The sequence below is a fragment of the Georgenia sp. Z1344 genome (genome assembly GCF_057652375.1).
Genome location: NZ_CM172728.1, coordinates 526,667 through 542,928 on the forward strand (window position 1 = coordinate 526,667; position 16,262 = coordinate 542,928).

12 protein-coding genes and 2 pseudogenes are annotated in these 16,262 nt (G+C 73.9%); 2 read left to right on the plus strand and 12 right to left on the minus strand.

Annotated elements, in window-relative coordinates; all coding sequences use genetic code 11:
* Positions 1-33: 33 nt before the first annotated feature.
* The 5 genes and pseudogenes from AC24FB_RS02340 to AC24FB_RS02360 all read right to left on the minus strand — a co-directional run bounded on the left by AC24FB_RS02340 (position 34) and on the right by AC24FB_RS02360 (position 4,313).
* The gene (locus AC24FB_RS02340; protein WP_425712986.1) at positions 34-1,044 is read right to left on the minus strand and encodes a bifunctional riboflavin kinase/FAD synthetase; all 1,011 of its coding nucleotides are present in this window, start codon (positions 1,042-1,044) and stop codon (positions 34-36) included.
* 55 nt (positions 1,045-1,099) lie between these two features.
* Complete coding sequence (locus tag AC24FB_RS02345) at positions 1,100-1,750, minus strand: Sec-independent protein translocase subunit TatA/TatB (RefSeq protein ID WP_425712985.1); 651 nt, start codon at positions 1,748-1,750, stop codon at positions 1,100-1,102.
* Complete coding sequence (tatC, locus tag AC24FB_RS02350) at positions 1,747-2,742, minus strand: twin-arginine translocase subunit TatC (protein WP_425712984.1); 996 nt, start codon at positions 2,740-2,742, stop codon at positions 1,747-1,749. The genes AC24FB_RS02345 and tatC overlap by 4 nt, the downstream gene beginning before the upstream one ends.
* 265 nt (positions 2,743-3,007) lie before the next feature.
* Positions 3,008-3,137 (minus strand): annotated as a pseudogene (locus tag AC24FB_RS02355) (twin-arginine translocase TatA/TatE family subunit); the annotation flags it as partial.
* Between the two features lie 57 nt (positions 3,138-3,194).
* Positions 3,195-4,313 carry a dioxygenase family protein gene (locus AC24FB_RS02360; RefSeq protein ID WP_425712982.1) on the minus strand — a complete coding sequence of 373 codons (1,119 nt, stop codon included), beginning with the start codon at positions 4,311-4,313 and terminating at the stop codon, positions 3,195-3,197.
* Between the two features lie 360 nt (positions 4,314-4,673).
* Between AC24FB_RS02360 and AC24FB_RS02365 the strand changes: the two genes are divergently transcribed.
* Positions 4,674-5,708 (plus strand): inositol monophosphatase family protein, encoded by a 1,035-nt coding sequence (locus AC24FB_RS02365; RefSeq protein WP_425712981.1) that lies wholly within the window; start codon positions 4,674-4,676, stop codon positions 5,706-5,708.
* A 62-nt stretch (positions 5,709-5,770) separates the two neighbouring features.
* On the opposite strand, the gene AC24FB_RS02370 is transcribed toward AC24FB_RS02365, so the two are convergent.
* The 7 genes and pseudogenes from AC24FB_RS02370 to AC24FB_RS02400 form a co-directional block, all read right to left on the minus strand.
* The gene (locus tag AC24FB_RS02370) at positions 5,771-7,402 is read right to left on the minus strand and encodes an HNH endonuclease (protein WP_425712980.1); all 1,632 of its coding nucleotides are present in this window, start codon (positions 7,400-7,402) and stop codon (positions 5,771-5,773) included.
* A 326-nt stretch (positions 7,403-7,728) separates the two neighbouring features.
* Positions 7,729-8,925 carry a tRNA pseudouridine(55) synthase TruB gene (gene truB / locus AC24FB_RS02375; protein ID WP_487560853.1) on the minus strand — a complete coding sequence of 399 codons (1,197 nt, stop codon included), beginning with the start codon at positions 8,923-8,925 and terminating at the stop codon, positions 7,729-7,731.
* 226 nt (positions 8,926-9,151) lie between these two features.
* Positions 9,152-9,682, minus strand: a pseudogene (rbfA, locus tag AC24FB_RS02380) (30S ribosome-binding factor RbfA); the annotation flags it as partial.
* Positions 9,683-9,783: 101 nt separating this feature from the next.
* A complete protein-coding gene (infB, locus tag AC24FB_RS02385) occupies positions 9,784-12,801 on the minus strand; it encodes a translation initiation factor IF-2 (protein ID WP_425712978.1) in 3,018 nt (1,005 codons plus the stop codon).
* Positions 12,802-12,858: 57 nt separating this feature from the next.
* On the minus strand, positions 12,859-13,239 hold the full coding sequence (locus tag AC24FB_RS02390) for a YlxR family protein (RefSeq protein ID WP_425712977.1): 381 nt from the start codon (positions 13,237-13,239) through the stop codon (positions 12,859-12,861).
* Positions 13,240-13,286: 47 nt separating this feature from the next.
* Positions 13,287-14,399 (minus strand): transcription termination factor NusA, encoded by a 1,113-nt coding sequence (gene nusA, locus AC24FB_RS02395; protein ID WP_425712976.1) that lies wholly within the window; start codon positions 14,397-14,399, stop codon positions 13,287-13,289.
* A gap of 51 nt (positions 14,400-14,450) precedes the next feature.
* Positions 14,451-14,924 (minus strand): ribosome maturation factor RimP, encoded by a 474-nt coding sequence (locus AC24FB_RS02400; protein WP_425712975.1) that lies wholly within the window; start codon positions 14,922-14,924, stop codon positions 14,451-14,453.
* Between the two features lie 351 nt (positions 14,925-15,275).
* Between AC24FB_RS02400 and AC24FB_RS02405 the strand changes: the two genes are divergently transcribed.
* The gene (locus AC24FB_RS02405; RefSeq protein ID WP_425712974.1) at positions 15,276-16,259 is read left to right on the plus strand and encodes a hypothetical protein; all 984 of its coding nucleotides are present in this window, start codon (positions 15,276-15,278) and stop codon (positions 16,257-16,259) included.
* Positions 16,260-16,262 lie beyond the last annotated feature (3 nt).

The window sequence follows — 16,262 nt, forward strand, 5'->3', positions numbered from 1 at the left end:
ACGTCGCGAGCCGTGCGCCGTCGGACCCGCGACTCAGGTCGCGGTGACCGAGCCCGGCGCGAGGTCCGGCGGGACCGGGACTCCGAGGATGCCGGCCGCGTCCTCGACGTCGGCGCGCATCTGCACGAGCAGCGGCTCGATGCCGTCGAACGCGACCATCGGCCGCAGGTGCGCGACGAACTCGACGACGACCTCCTCGTCGTACAGGTCGAGGTCGGTGCGGCCGAGGACGTGGGCCTCGACGGTGCGCTCGGTGCCGTCGAACGTGGGGTTGGTGCCCACCGAGATGGCGGCGGGCAGGCGGGTCGCCCCGGCGTCGGCCGCGCCCGGGGACTCGAACGGCCCCGGGAGCAGCCAGCCTGCGTACACGCCGTCGGCGGGCACCACACCGAGGTCGTCGGGGGCGAGGTTCGCCGTCGGGTAGCCGAGCTCCCGACCACGGCGGAATCCCCGCACGACGACGCCGCGGAGGCGATGGGGCCGACCGAGGATGCGGGCGGCCTGGTGGACGTCGCCCTCGGCGAGCGACTGGCGGATCCAGGTCGAGGACCAGCGGCGGCCCGTGAGGTCGCACGCGACCTCGGCCACGAGCACGAGGCCCATGCCCAGGCGGTCGCTCAGCTCGCGCAGCACCTCGGCGTCGCCGGCGTTGTCCTTGCCGAACCGGACGTCCTCGCCCACCACGAGGCACGCGACGTCGAGGTCGCGCCTGAGGTACTCGGTGACGAACTCCTCGGGGCCGGCCGACGCGAAGTCGAGGTCGTAGTGCTGGACGAGGACGCCGTCGAGGCCGAGCGCCGAGAGGCGTGCGATCCGGTCGGCGGCGTTGGCCACGAGGACGAGGTCGTCCTCCGGCCGGTGCACCTGGGCCGGGTGCGGGTCGAACGTCAGCGCGACGGCGGGCAGCCCGCGCCGCTCGGCCTCGGCGACCGTCGCAGCGAGCAACGCGCGGTGCCCCCGGTGGACGCCGTCGAAGACTCCGACGGTGAGGACGATCGGCCCCAGGTTCTCGGGGATCTCGTCCGTGCCGTGCCAGACCTGCACCGTCGGCCTCTCCGTGTGCGTGCCCCTGCCGGGGGCGACGCGTCGCGCCGCAGGGTCACTGTAGTTCTCCTGCGGGGGCGGCCCGTCGGGTGGTCGGTGCCGGGGCGGCGTCGGCGTGGGCGACGGAGTCGTCGCCGGGAGGCGCGTCGGCGGCGGGCACGCCGGCAGACCCGCCGGCCGAATCCTCGCGGCCTCCCCCCTCGGCATTCCCTGCCTCGGACCTCACCTCGACCGGCACGCGGATCCGACGCGGGTGGCCCGAGCTCCCGCCCGCGATCACCCAACGCCATGCGGGCTCGGCCGGCTCGGCGTGAACCGCGGGCTCAGCGGCCCCGGCGGGCTCGGCAGGCTCGGCGTGAACCGCGGGCTCAGCGGCCCCGGCGGGCTCGGCAGGCTCGGCAGGCCTAGCGGCCCCGGCGTGATGGGCGTGCTGGACAGGCTGGGCGGGTTCAGCCGGCTCCACGAGCGCGTCGCGCACCACGCGGCGCGGGTCGTAGCGCCGTGCGGCGTCGCGCCACTGGTCGACCGCGAGCGGCACGCCGAGCTCGTCCTCAGTCCGGGTGCGCGTCGCCTCGACGTAGGCGCGCACGCCCCGCACGATCTCGGCCAGCCGTGCGACATATCCCGGCAGTCGCGCCGGCCCGATGACGAAACTCGTCAGCGCCAGCACGACGACCAGCTTCTCCAGGCTGAGCCCGATGGTCATGATCCACCTCCCGAGATCGAGTGCTGTGCACGATCAGCGTCGTCCGCCGCGTCCGCACCGAGCACCCGGTCCGCAACGAGCACCCGGTCCGCACCGAGCACCCGGTCCGCAACGAGCACCCGGTCCGCAACGAGCACCCGGTCCGCACCGAGCACCCGGTCCGCAGCATCCACCCCGCCCGCAGCGGGCACCCCACTCGCGGCATGCACCTCGTTGGCGCCGGTGCCCCCGCCCTTGGCGAGCGCCCGCCGCGCGGCGATCCGGTCGTGCACGAGCGCGATCACGTACGCGGCCCCGAACAGCGCGGACATCGTCACTGCCACGAGCGCCATCGACAGCAGGTCGGCGGCGGGGGCGACGAGGGCGCTGAACACGACGATCACCACGACGACCACCCGCCACGTCCGCGCGAGGAGACGCGCCGGGAGGACGCCGAGCGCGTTGAGCACGACGACCGCCACGGGCAGGGTGAACGCGACACCGGTCGTCAGGACCACCTTGAGCACGAAGCTCACGTACCCGGAGGCATCGAGCAGGGTGAGGTCCTCCGTCGACGAGATCTCGACCAGCAGCTGCACCATGTGCGGGAAGAGCAGCAGGCCGGCGAGGCAGCCGGCGAGAAACAGCGGCAGGGCGCCCGCGAGCGAGGCGAGGACGAACCGACGCTCGCGCCTCGTGAGGCCCGGGAGCAGGAAGGCGAGCGCCTCGTAGATCCACACCGGCGCCGCCAGGACGAGGCCGGAGACGATGGCGAGCCGGACCGTCAGGTCGAACGCCCCGGTGAGGCTGGAGTGGTTGAGCGCGGTCACGTGCGACTCGGTGAGCTCGGCGAGCGGCGCCCGCATGAGGTCGAGCAGCGGGTCCGCCAGGACGAAGCCGCCGCACGTGCCGACCGCGAGCGCCACCACCGAGCGGAGCATCCGGTCGCGCGCCTCGCGGGCGTGCCCCGCGAGCGGCATCCGGTTCCCCGTCGCGGCGGGGGCTGCGGTCACGACGCGATCCGCCCAGTCCCGCCCGCGACCTCGGGGGACGGAGTCACGTTCTCGCGTGGCATACCCGCCGACGACGCCGGACCTGCGTCGTTCGCCGCGACCAGCACGGTCGGCGCGCGGGACATACCTGGGTCTCCGACGTCAGGCACTGCCGTGCCGTCGAACGCCGTGCCCGCCGCGGAGCCTGCGCGGGACGCACCGGGGTGTCCGACGTCGGGCAGGGCCGTCACGTTGCCCGTATCACCGGACGACTCGTCGGTCCCGGCCTCCTTCTTGAGGATGCGCACGGACTGGCCGACGCTGCGGGCGAGCGCCGGCAGCTTCGAGGCGCCGAACAGCAGGAGGATCGTGGCGAGGATGATGAGGGCGTGCCAGCCCGTGAGGTTGCGGAGCATGTCGGTCTCTCTTTCGGTGGGTCGAGCGGGAGGAAGAAGGTCGGGGGGCGTGCCGGTTCAGGACCCGTCGGTCGAGGTGTCACCGGGCGTGCCGCCGGGGCCGCCCTCGGGCGGGGTACCGCCACCGGGCGGAGTGCCGCCACCGGGCATGCCACCGCCAGGCATGTCACCGCCGCCCATGCCGCCGGTCGGCTCGGTGGTCGTGTCCACGCGGGCGACGATCGTCGCGATGAACCCGGTGTCGAGGTCGCCGGTGACCACGGGCATCTGGAGGTCCTCGGTGTCGTCGCCGAAGATGCCGTCCGTCGAGAGCGTGACCCCGGCGAGGTTCTGGCCCGAGCCCGAGTAGGCGTCGAGCGCGTAGATGTCGCCGAGGATCGCCTCCGGGATCGCGAGCTGCGACGTGGCGATCGCGTTCTCGGCGTCCGTGATCGAGTCGACGTCCGGGTAGACCTCGAAGTGGATGTGCGGCCAGCGACCGGCGTAGCAGCCCGGCACGATCGACGTGAAGGTCACGTCCCCCTTGGCGTCGGCCACCTGCACGCCGCGGAGCCAGGTGTCCTCCTCGACGCCGGAGGAGTACATCGAGTACTCGCCGAGGCCGTTGCAGTGCCAGGCGTACACGGCGGCGCCCTCGAACGGCGCGTCGTTGTTCGCCATGTCGGTGACGCGGATCGTGAAGGTGAGCGCGACGCCATCGACCGTGGTGGTCTCGCCGATGTTGGGTCGGATGTCCGAGCGGACGATGCCGGACTCCTCGAGGACGTCGGGGCCGTTGGAGCCGTCGCCGGGGTAGGGGCCGGCGGTCTCGTCGGGGATCTCGGCGGCGGGCAGGACCGTGCTCGTGGAGGAGGTGCCCGTGCCGGCGGAGGCGGTGCCCGTGCCGGCGGAGGCGGTGCGCGTGCCGGCGGAGGCGCTGTCGGTCGCGCTCTCGCCACCCACCGTGACGGAGTCGCCGGCGGTCGAGGAGTCCGAGCCCGATGGCGAGCACGCCGCCAGCAAGGTCGCCCCCGCGCCTGCCCCCACGAGGGCGAGGACGTTGCGGCGGCTGAGCAGGGTGCCGACGTCGAAGCCGACGCCCTGGTCGACGACCTCGTCGTCGGGGCGGACGAGGAGACGGCCCTCGTAGGCGGGGCCGTCGGGGGTGGTGGTCGGTTCGGGGGCTCCGGTGGCCATGGCGTTCTCCTTCTCGCAGCGGGCCCGTTGTGGGTCCCGGTGTGAGGCAGAGAGTGCATGGCCACTCTGGGAGGGATCCCGTGGTGCGCTGCCAGATCTCTGGGAGGTGGCCGATAGCTGCGTGGGAGTCGTCTGGGCGTTTCCTGGAAGCGATGTCGAGCGGCGAGTGGCGAGCGGCGAGCGGCGAGTGGCGAGCGGCGAGCGGCGAGTGCGAGTAGCGAGTGGCGAGTGGCGAGTGGCCAATGACGACGTGTGAGTGCGAGCGGCGATCGTGAACGTGGGTGTGAGCGTGAGCGTGACGGCAGTCGGCGTGCCCAGGAGCGCAGCGCGCCCCGCCGGGCCGGCCGCTAGCGTGAGGCCATGCGCGCCACCTCGCCCGGTCACGCCGACGCCCCAAAGTCCCTCGAGTCCCAGGAATCCCCCGTCGACGCCGCGGGGTCCGCCCCGTCACCCGCGGATCTGCTCGCCGCCGTCCGTGACGCGGCGGACCGGATCTGCGACTACCTCGTCGGCGTCACGGGCGCGGCGGCGGAGCGCGAGCTCAAGCGCGACGCCCACGACATCGTCACCGTCCACGACCGGCGCAGCGAGGAGATCGCCATCGAGGTGCTGCGCCGGCACGTGCCGGACGCTCGCGTGCTGGGCGAGGAGGGGGGCCTCAACGTTCCGGCAGGCATCTCGACGACGCACGACGGCGGCTCCGCGACCGACAGCTCCCCCACCCCTTCCCTCTACCCGACGCCGCCGGGCGTCGTGACGTTCGTCGTCGACCCGATCGACGGCACGTCGAACTTCGCGGCCGGGGTGCCCGTCTACTGCACGTCGATCGCGGCACAGGTGGGCGACGAGACGGTGGCCGCCGTCGTGCGCATGCCCGAGCTGGGGCTCGAGGTCTTCGCCGGCGACGACGGCTGCCACGTCCTCACCCATCCCCTCGACGGGAGCCCGACGACGGACGAGCACACCCGCGTGCCCGGCCCCGTCCAGCGGACCGACATCGAGTCCGTGCTGTCCACCGGGTACCCGGGCGTGCGGGACCTCGACCACCCGGCCACGCTCACGCACCTCGCCCAGCTCCTCACCACGGTCGGCGCGGTGCGCTCGCTCGGGGCCGGCGCCGCGGAGCTCGCCCTCGTCGCCGCCGGGCGCCTCGACGCGACGTTCGGCCTGCGCACGACGCCGTGGGACGTCTCCGCCGGCGCCCACCTCGTGCGGTCGGCCGGGGGCACGGTCGACCACCTCGTCATCGACGGCGATCCCGACGCGCCGGAGATCCACCGGCCCGGCTATCTCGCCACCGGCCCCGGGCGCGCACTGCCCGGCGTGAAGGCGATCCTCGACCTCGTCAGCGCCGAGCGGGTCGCCGTGGCGAGCACGACCGGGACGCACGGGTAGGCGCTCCCCCGCCACCCGGGTCGGGCGATGAGTCGTCGCACTCCGTCACGCACGCGGCCAACCTAGGGATCCAGTTCGCCCTGTGGTTCGCCGTCGGAGGGCGGTTCAACTCCCGCACGCTCGGCTTCGAGCGCCGCCTCCGAGAGCTCGTCGAAGCGGCGGACGCGCGCGGCCACCCGGTCCTTCAGCTGCTCGTGGCGTTCCTTGGTCATCAGCGGTGGTAGCGGTCTGAGCCGGTAGGGGAACGGCGATCTCGGGACCCGGTACCGGTGGCCGGTGGGAGTCCAGACGTCGAGCTGCTCACCGTCCATGGCCTGTCGCCACCCGGGGTTCTGCTTGGCGTAGTTGTGCGTGGCGCACAGGCCGGAGGCGTTGTCGGCGCGCGTCCTGCCGCCCTGGGCGTGCGGGTCGGCGTGGTCGACGTGCTCCGCGGGGGCGTCGCAGAACGGCTCGGTGCACGAGTCGTCCCGCAGGAGCACGAACTTGCGCAGCTGGCCGTCGAAGGTGCGCCTGCGCGACTCCATGCGGACGGCGCCGCCCGTCTCCGGGTCGGTCCACAGGCGCCGGAACCAGACGTTCCTCGCCTCCCGCACCTGGTCCCGCGCCACCGACGCGGACAGCGGACCCTGACCGGGCAGCCACGCGGGCTCGTCCGCGCCCGCCAGGGTCTTGTCCGTCAAGACGACCGTGAGATCGATGTCCCGCGGCTCGCTCGCGGACGCACCGGTGACGTGCTCGACGAGGAGGTCCGCCGCCACCTGGTTCGCGGTCCGCTCGCCGGACTCACCGGCGGTGACGATCGACGCCGCCTGCTCGGTGAGCGAGGCGTAGACCCGCACGGCCTCGGTCATGGGGAGGTAGGCCGACAGGTAGGCCATCGAGCCGTTGGCGGGCCGCACGCTGACGCGGCGGCTGGTCCGCTCACGGCGGTGCCGGAGCAGGGCGGCCTCGTCGTCGAGCTCCTGCGTCTTCTTCCGCGCATGGTCCCGGATCTGCTTGTCGCCCCAGTTCGGAAGGTCGTCCGCGAGTGCCAGGTCGACCCGCTGCCGATCCTCGACGGACAGGCCCACCGTCTCGCGGGCGAGGATCGTCGCGCGCCACTCGGAGACGAGACCCTGACGCATGAGCTCGAGGGTGCACGGCAGCTCGTCGACAAGCGTCTTCGCGAGCCCGAGGTGCTGGGAACCACGCCGCGCCGGCTCCTTACGGGCCAGCGCCACCTCGGCCGCCAGGCCCCTGCCGCGATCCTCGAAGGGCACCCCCCTCTCCTCCTCGGCCTCGGCCCGCATCCGCGCAAGGTCCGATGCCGCCATCGCCTGCCCCGCCGACGCCACCGCCTTGAGCCGCTCGAAGAGCTGGATGTGGTCGATCGCCTCCTGCTCGGAGGCACGCGTCATGCGCGTGAGTGCAGGCAGGAGCGCCCGCACGTCAGCGGCATCGATCGTGGGAGTGAGGACGGTTGCCACGTCCTGGGGCTCGTTCTCAGCCTCGACCAGGTGATCAACCAGAGGGTCGACCGAGGGCGTATCCAGGTGATCAACCAGGGGGTCGACCGGGGGCGCGTCGAGGTGCTCCACCCGGGACTTGCTCAGCTGCTCGACCAGAGGCTCGTCCTGGATCGCGACGTGGAGGTCCTCCAGCGGGTCGCTCGGGAAGGCGCCCACACCGCGCACGTCCGCCTCATCCAACGTCATCGTCGACACCTCCCCCACATGATCGTGGACCCACCGCGATGATCGCGGCCAGTCACCCATCGCTCGAACTTGTGTTCGATCAACGGCCACGTTACGGGGTACCACCGACAACGGCAAGGGCTCGAGGCACATCTGTGGATGGCCGTGACCTGGGCAAACATGTGGACTCGCGTGCATCAGCCGGTCGCTCGGTCCCGGTCGAGAATCGGCCGGCATCCCTCGTGCGTGCCGTATGAGCAGCTCGCGCGGAGTCACGCTCAGGCCCCGTCGGGCAAGCGACGAATCCCCGCGCACTCACCGCACGGCGAGGCCGCTCGATACCTCTATCAGGCCGGATCCAGCACGAGGACCGGACGGGCCTTCCGTCGCTCGTCGGAGAGGAGGGCCACGAGGTGCCCGGCGGGCGCGAAGGCGGCGACGACGCCGGAACCACCCGACCCACCCGCGTCCGTGTCCGCAGCGGCAACGCGGGACAACGCACCGGACGACGCCCCGCTCGACTCGCCATCCGACGCACCAGCCGCGCCGTCGTCCGTGAGACCGCTCGCCTCGATGCGCTGCCCGTACCGCACGGCCGTGGTCTCGGCGTCGGTGAGATCACGGACAGGGAAGAGACGGCGGGCGAGGAGCCCGGCCGGCAGCGTCTCGAGGACGCCGTCACCCGTCGTTGCGGACCGTGCCGTCCCTCCGGCGCCGACACCATCAGCCCCGACCCCGACAGTCCCGGCTTCGGCACCACCACCACCGCCGTCACCAGTCACCTCACCGGCGACGACCCCGGACTCGGCCGCCCGCGCCTCGCCGAGCGACTCTGCCATCTCCTCGAGCGTGCGCCCCTCGCCGACGTCGAAGGGCCCGACCGCCGTGCGCCGCAGCGCCGTCAGGTGCCCGCCGGTGCCGAGCGCCGCCCCGAGGTCGCGCGCGACCGCCCGCACGTAGGTGCCCGAGGAGCACCGGACACGCACGTCGACGTCGACGACCGCGGTCCCCTCGCCAGGTTCACCCGGGGGCACGACGCCGGAGCGCACCTTGCGCACGACGTCCAGCTCGTGGACGGTCACCTCGCGCGCCTCGAGCTCGACGTCCTCCCCGTCGCGGACCCGCGCGTAGGCGCGCTTCCCGTCGACCTTGATCGCCGAGACCGCCGACGGGACCTGGGCGATCACCCCGGTCAGCTTCGCAAGAGCGGCGGGCAGCCCTTCCCCCACGACGTCGGCACTGGCCCCCGGAGAGGCCGTCGCCTCTCCCTCGGCGTCGTCGGTGGTCGTCGCGACGCCGAGGCGGATCGTCGCCTCGTACGTCTTGTCCGCCCCGACCACATAGGTGAGCAGCCGCGTGGCGCGGCCGACGCCGAGGACGAGCAGGCCCGTCGCCATCGGGTCGAGGGTCCCGGCGTGCCCCACCTTGCGGGTGGCGGCCATGCGCCTCACCCGGGCGACGACGTCGTGGCTCGTCAGCCCCTGGGGCTTGTCGACGAGCAGGACGCCGTCCGCGGCCGTCGCGCTCCCGCGCGGGAACTGCACGCGGCCCTCAGTCGCGGCCGGTGCCGGGCGCGTCAGGGCTGCCGGGCGCGTCCGTGGCGTCGGGAGAGCCGGCACCGTCGGTCGAGCCGGCACCGTCGCCGGGCGCGGACTCCGCCGCGGCGTCGAAGGGGTGCGCGGCAGGGCCGTCGACGTCCGGGCTCCGGTAGACGTCCTCGTCGCCGTCGATCTCACCGACGACCTCGAGGTCCTCGCCCGAGCGCGCAGGAGCGGCGGGGGTGTCGTCGTCGTGCGCGTTGTCGTCCTCGCCAACACCGGCCGAGACGTCGTCCCGCCCGTCACCGATCGCCTCGTCGTCGAGCTCGTCGTCGTCGGACTCCTCGCGGGACGCCTTGTACGGGTCGGCTTCCCCGGCGTACGTGGCGCCGGCGGCTGCAGCGGCGATCTGCTCGTCGCGCAGCTTGACCTCGGCCAGGCGGTCGGCGAGATCCTGGGCGGTGGCCGGCAGGGCGTCGAGGACGAACTCGAGCGTGGGCGTGAGGCGCACGCCCGTCTGCTTGCCGACCTCGGAGCGGATGATGCCCGTCGCGGACCGCAGCGCCGCCGCGGTGCCGGCCCGGTCCTCGTCGGAGCCGTAGACGGTGTAGAAGACGGTGGCGTGCTGGAGGTCACCCGTCACCCGGACGTCGGTGACCGTGACGAACCCGAGGCGCGGGTCCTTGATCCGCGTGTCGAGCATGCGGGCGACGATCTGCTGGATGCGCTCGGCGAGCCGGCGCGCGCGGCCGGAGTCGGCCATGGGGACCTCCACGGGTCGATGGTTGTGCTGCTACCGCGGGGTGCGGCCCACCGACATTGTCGGCGGGCCGCACCCCGCGGCGGAAGGATCGTCGGACACGATCAGGCGCGGGGCTTCTCCCGCATCTCGAACGTCTCGATGACGTCGCCCTCCTCGATGTCGCGGTAGCCGAGGTTGATACCGCACTCGAAGCCCTCGCGGACCTCGGTGACGTCGTCCTTCTCCCGGCGCAGCGAGTCGATCTTGAGGTCGCCCGCCACCACGACGCCGTCGCGGACGAGCCGCGCGGAGGCGTTGCGACGGATGAGGCCCGACCGGACGATCGAACCGGCGATGTTGCCGAACTTCGAGGAGCGGAACACCTGGCGGATCTCGGCGGTACCGAGCTCCACCTCCTCGTACTCCGGCTTGAGCATGCCCTTGAGCGCGCTCTCGACGTCCTCGATCGCGTCGTAGATGACCGAGTAGAACTTCATCTCGACGCCCTCGCGGTCGGCCAGCTCCGTGACCCGCTCGGCGGGACGCACGTTGAAGCCGACGATGACCGCGTTGTCGACGGTCGCGAGGTTGACGTCGTTCTGCGTGATCGCACCGACGCCGCGGTGGATGATGCGCAGCGCGACCTCGTCGCCGACGTCGATCTTGAGCAGCGAGTCCTCGAGCGCCTCGACGGCACCGGACACGTCGCCCTTGAGGATGAGGTTGAGGTGGTCGACCTTCCCCTCCTCGAGCGCCTTGGTGAAGTCCTCCAGCGAGATGCGCTTGCGGCGCTTCGCCAGGGTCGCGGCGCGCTCGGCGGCCTCACGCTTGTCGGCGATCTGCCGGGCGGTGCGGTCGTCGGGCGCGACGATGAACGTGTCACCGGCCCGCGGCACGGAGGCCAGGCCGAGGACCTGGACCGGCCGCGAGGGGCCGGCCTCCTTGACGTTCGCGCCGTGCTCGTCCTGCATCGCGCGGACGCGGCCGTGGGCCGTACCCGCGACGATCGAGTCGCCGACCTTGAGCGTGCCCGACTGGACGAGCACGGTCGCGACCGAGCCGCGCCCCTTGTCGAGGTTGGCCTCGATGGCCACGCCGCGCGCGTCCTTGTCCGGGTTCGCCGTCAGCTCGAGGGCGGCGTCCGCGGTGAGCAGGACCGCCTCGAGCAGGTCGTCGATGCCGGTGCGGTTCTTGGCCGAGACGTCGACGAACATCGTGTCGCCGCCGTACTCCTCCGCCACCAGGTTGTACTCGGTGAGCTGCTGCCGGATCTTCGCGGGGTTCGCCCCCTCGACGTCGATCTTGTTGACCGCCACCACGATCGGCACGCTGGCCGCCTGCGCGTGGTTGAGCGCCTCGATCGTCTGCGGCATGACGCCGTCGTCCGCGGCCACCACGAGGATCGCGATGTCCGTGACGTCGGCACCACGGGCACGCATGGCCGTGAAGGCCTCGTGACCCGGGGTGTCGATGAACGTCAGCGCGCGCTCCACGTCCTCGTGCTCGACGGAGACCTGGTACGCACCGATGTGCTGCGTGATGCCGCCGTGCTCGCCGGCGACCACGTCCGTGGACCGCACCGCGTCGAGCAGCTTGGTCTTTCCGTGGTCGACGTGACCCATGACGGTGACGACCGGCGGACGGGGGAACAGCTCCTCGTCGGTCTCGGCCTCGAGCTCGGCATCGAGGTCGATATCGAACTGCTCGAGCAGCTCGCGGTCCTCGTCCTCCGGCGACACGATCTCGATGACGTACCCGAGCTCCTCGCCGAGGACCTTGAACGTGTCCTCGTCGAGCGACTGGGTCGCCGTGGCCATCTCGCCCAGGTGGAACAGGACGGTGACGAGCGACGCCGGGTTGACGTCGATCTTGTCGGCGAAGTCGGACAGCGAGGCGCCGGCCCGGATGCGGACGACGGTCGAGCCGTCGCCGCGCGGGACCTGGACGCCGCCGAGCGACGGCGCGCTCTGCTGCTCGAACTCCTGGCGCTTCGCGCGCTTCGACTTCCGTCCGCGCACGGGACGGCCGCCGGAGCGACCGAACGCACCCTGGGTCGCCCCACGACCGCCACGACCGCGGAACGCACCGCCGCCGGGACCGCCGCCGGAGCCACCGGGACCACCCGGGCCGCCGCCCGGTCGACCGCCGCCGCCGGGACGACCGCGACCGCCGGGACGCTGGTTCGCCCCCGGACGGCCGACGCTCGACTGGCCGGGCATCATGTTCGGGTTCGGGCGCGGGCCGCCGCCGGGCCGCGGGCCGGGCGTGGCACCCGGGCGAGGACCGCCGGAGCCGCCCGGGCGGGGCATTCCCTGCGACGACGCGAACGGGTTGTTGCCCGGACGCGGCGCACCGGGGCGCGGACCGCCCGAGCCGCCGGAGCCGCCCGACCGGGGCATGCCCTGCGACGACGCGAACGGGTTGTTGCCCGGACGCGGGGTCGACTCACGACCGCCGGAGCGGCCCTGGTCACGACCGCCACGGCCGGAGTCGCCGCGACCCGAGTCGCCGCGCGAGCCCTGGCCGGGACGTGCGCTCGCCGGGGTCGGCGCGGCCGACCTCGGGGTGGGCGCTGCCGCCTTCGGGGTCGGGGCCGCGGGCGTGGGTGCCGCCGGGGTCGGTGCCGCTGATGCCGGGGTCGGCGTGGCGGCGGGAGCCTCGGAGGCGGCGGAGCCCTGGTCGGACGACGCCGGGGCGTCACCCGCGGGGGCGGTCGGCGCCGGCGGCGCAGGGGCGGGCGTCGGGGCCGGGGTCGCCGCGGCGGCGGGAGCCGCCGGGGTCGCCTCGGTCGCCGGCGCGGCCGGGGTCGCCCCGGGGGTCGGAGCCTGCTCCGACCACGACGCCGGGGCGTCGCTCGTGGCCGGCTGCTCGGCGGGCGCGGCCGGGCGCGGGCCCGGCGTCGGGGCCTTGCCCGACGACGAGCCGCCCGAGCGGGCCGGGGACTTCGAGGCTGCCGGCGCCTTCTTCTTGGTCGCCGGCGGGTTGGCGTCGTAGTGCTCCTTCAGACGCCTGATGACTGGGGCCTCCACAGTGGAGGAGGCGGACTTGACGAACTCTCCCTGCTCTCGCAGCGTCGCCATGACCGTCTTGCTGTCGACGCCGAGCTCCTTCGCGAGCTCGTGAACGCGGACCTTGGCCACATCTCTCCTGTCTCGGACCGTCCCGGGACAGGGCGGACCGTGGTTATTGCTGGCAGCTCATCGCTGGGTACTCATCGGGTGCCCATCGGCTTCCAACCCGCTTTCATCTCGATCTGACCTCGACGACGGTGTGTCGTCGATCGTCGCGGCCGCGAACCAGCGCGTCACGTCACCGGTGTCCACCGGCCCCGCTGCACGCAGGGCCCGCGCGAACGCACGGCGGCGAACCGCCTGGTCCAGGCAGGCAGGCTCCGGATGGAGCCACGCCCCCCTGCCGGGTGCGGATGCCGACTCGTCCACCACCGCACGGGCGGGAGGGGCGAGCACGATCCGCACGAGGTGCGACCGGCCGGCGACGGCCCGGCAGCCGATGCAGGTGCGCATCGGGCCGTTCGGTCCGGCCCCGTCGGGGGCAGGGGTGCCGACGCCGTCGACCATCGTACCCTTTCCGCCGCTCGGCTCCGGGGCGAACCTCGTGGCGCCCCTCACCCGGCCTGCGTGCCGTCGTCCGGCACGGCGGACGTGCCGCCGGCGTCCGGGCTGGTAGGAGCGGCGGCAGAGGACGCGCCGGCGGGGCCGGTGGCGGGGTCCGTTGCGCTCGGCTCGCCGGCGCTGGTCGTGGGCTCGGCGGGGGCGGCGTCGGAGCGGATGTCGATGCGCCAGCCCGTCAGGCGCGCGGCGAGGCGGGCGTTCTGGCCCTCCTTGCCGATCGCGAGGGAGAGCTGGTAGTCCGGCACCACGACGCGGGCGGCGCGCGCGTCCGGATCGACCACCGTCACGCTCGCGACCTTGGCCGGCGAGAGCGCGAACCCGACGAACGTGGCCGGGTCCTCGGAGTAGTCGACGATGTCGATCTTCTCGCCGTGCAGCTCGCTCATCACGGCCCGCACGCGCGCGCCCATCGGGCCGATGCAGGCTCCCTTGGCGTTGAGCCCGGGCACGGTGGAGCGGACGGCGAGCTTCGTGCGGTGCCCGGCCTCGCGCGCGATCGACTCGATGACGACCGACCCGTCCGCGACCTCGGGGACCTCGAGCGCGAAGAGCTGACGCACGAGCTCGGGGTGCGTGCGCGAGAGCGTGATCTGCGGGCCACGCGCCCCGCGCGAGACGTCGACGACGTAGGCGCGCAGGCGGTCGTTGTGCTTGTAGGACTCCGTCGGCACCTGCTCGTGCTGCGGCAGCTCGGCCTCGACCTTGTCGGGCAGCTGGACGAGCACCTTCCGCGGGTCGCGGCCCTGCTGGACGATGCCCGAGAGCAGGCCGCCCGCCTTGTCCCGGTAGGACCCCATCACCTGGTCGTCCTCCGCGTCCCGCAGGCGCTGGACGATGACCGAGCGAGCGGTGGCGGTGGCGATGCGGCCGAAGCCCGACGGCGTGTCGTCGAACTCGCCCATCGCGTTGCCCTCCTCGTCCGTCTCGGTCGCGAGCACCGTGACGGTGCCCGTGCGGCGGTCGAGGTCGATCCGGGCCGGGCTCACCGCGCCGGGCGTGCGCTCGTAGGCACCGAGCAGCGCCTCCTCGATCGCGGCGACGAGGGTGTCGAGCGGGATGCCCCGGTCGGCCTCGACCATGCGCAGGGCCTGCATGTCGATGTCCATGGTGTCCTCTTCCTTCGGGCAGGTCGGCTCGCGGGCGGGGTCGGCTCGCGGTCAGGGCCGCGTGAGCTCGACCTCGACGCGGGCGCGGGTGACGTCGGCGAGCGGGACCTCGTGAGTCCCCTGCTCGTCGGTGAGCTGCAGGGTGTCGCCCTCGACGCCGGTGAGGCGCGCGGTGCGGCGCCCGTCGGCGGTCGTGAGGTCGAGCAGCCGCCCGACGGCGCGGCGGAAGTGCCGCGGCTCGGTCAGGGGGCGGTCGGTCCCGGGCGTGGAGACCTCGAGGGTGTAGGTGCCGTCGACGGCGTCGTGCTCGTCCATGGCGGCCGACACGGCGCGGGAGACGTCACCGATCTGGTCGGAGGTCACTCCCCCGGGCCCGTCGGGGAGGTCGACGGTGAGTCGGACGACCTTCCGGGTGCCGGTGCCGGCGACCTCGACGTCCTCGACGACGAGACCCGCCTGCTCGACGGCGCCCGAGGCCGCGGCGCGGACCCGGTCGGACGGTGTGCTGCTCGATGGGGTGGTCACGCGATCCTCCTCGTCGTCCCGGTTGGCTCCCCGGGGCAGTCCCCCAGACTACCGCCCGGGCCGCGCGGCCACGAGCCGGGTGGAGGCGTCGTGGAGCACACGCGCGGGTCGTGGCGGGTGCGGACGGCGCGTCGCTCGCGGCTGGTGGTTGGTGCGGGCAGCGCGTCGCTCGCGGCTGGTGGTTGGTGCGGGCGGTACGTCGCTCGCGGCTGGTGGTGGGTGCGGGCGGTGAGGCGCGAGTGGGTGGCGCGGGCCGTGCGTCGTTCGCGGGTGGCGCGGGCCGCTCGACGGAGACCGGCACGCCCCCTGAAAGCCGCCCGGCGCGCCGGCCACCTGACATGATGCGTCGCGATGACCACCTCGACCGTCGGCCACCGCCGCCTCCCCCGCCGCCGCTCCGTACGAGCGCTCGCGGCGATCGCCGTGGCCGGGGTCGCGCTCGCCGGCTGCAGCATCCGCATCGACTCCGACCCGGAGCCGCCGCCCGCCGCCACGGCGACGCAGCAGTGGCGCCAGGACGTGGCCGTCGAGACCGCCGGCCTCGCCGAGGCCGCGCGGACGCTCGCGGCCGACCCCTCGACGGACCCGGCCGTGGCCGAGGCCGTCGAGGGCGTGGCGGCCGACCTCGACGCCCAGGTCGAGGCGCTCGGCGGCGTGTGGGTGGCGTGGCCGGACGGGCCGCCCGAGGGGCAGACGAACGCGCCGCTGCCGGAGGCACCGGTGGTGGCCGACGTCACCGAGCTCCGCGGGCTCCTCAGCGCATCGGCGGACTCGACGATCGCCATCTTGGCCGACGTGCCCGCCGCCGAGCGCGACCTCGCGTCCGTGCTCGCCGCGACCGCCACCGGCCGCATCCTCGCCGCGCTCGAGCTCGAGCAGCACTCCGACGGCGGGACCCCCGTCGAGGTGACGCCGATGACGCCCGAGGTGGTCGCCGCCGTCGCCGACGGACCCACCGTTCTTGTCCTCGACCAGGCCCGCTACCTCGAGGAGATCCTCGCGGCGCGCGGGATGGCCGAGTCGGCGCCCGAGCGAGCCGACCAGCTGCAGGTGCTCGTCGACACCGCGATCGAGGCCGGTGCGCAGGACACCCGCGAGCCCGCCTACCCCTGGCCCGACGGCGACGCCGACGCCTTCCGTGCCGTCACCGAGGCGGACCTGCTCGACCAGTGGATCTTCCTCGCCGGCACCGCGCCGGCCGAGCAGCGCGGGGCACTCGTCGACGCCGCCGCCGACGCTGCGGTGCGACTGCAGGCCGCCGGGGTCGACCCGGGCGCGCTCCCCGGCCTGCCGGGCTCGGCGGGCGCGGAGTCGGCGAGCGAGTCCGCCACCTGATCG

Excerpts from the sequence above, each read along its gene's own strand:
- AC24FB_RS02345 (WP_425712985.1), bottom strand. The coding sequence starts at position 1,750 with ATGACCATCGGGCTCAGCCTGGAGAAGCTGGTCGTCGTGCTGGCGCTG.
- AC24FB_RS02360 (WP_425712982.1), bottom strand. The coding sequence starts at position 4,313 with ATGGCCACCGGAGCCCCCGAACCGACCACCACCCCCGACGGCCCCGCC.
- AC24FB_RS02365 (WP_425712981.1), top strand. The coding sequence starts at position 4,674 with ATGCGCGCCACCTCGCCCGGTCACGCCGACGCCCCAAAGTCCCTCGAG.
- AC24FB_RS02370 (WP_425712980.1), bottom strand. The coding sequence starts at position 7,402 with ATGACGTTGGATGAGGCGGACGTGCGCGGTGTGGGCGCCTTCCCGAGC.
- AC24FB_RS02390 (WP_425712977.1), bottom strand. The coding sequence starts at position 13,239 with ATGGTCGACGGCGTCGGCACCCCTGCCCCCGACGGGGCCGGACCGAAC.
- nusA (WP_425712976.1), bottom strand. The coding sequence starts at position 14,399 with ATGGACATCGACATGCAGGCCCTGCGCATGGTCGAGGCCGACCGGGGC.
- AC24FB_RS02405 (WP_425712974.1), top strand. The coding sequence starts at position 15,276 with ATGACCACCTCGACCGTCGGCCACCGCCGCCTCCCCCGCCGCCGCTCC.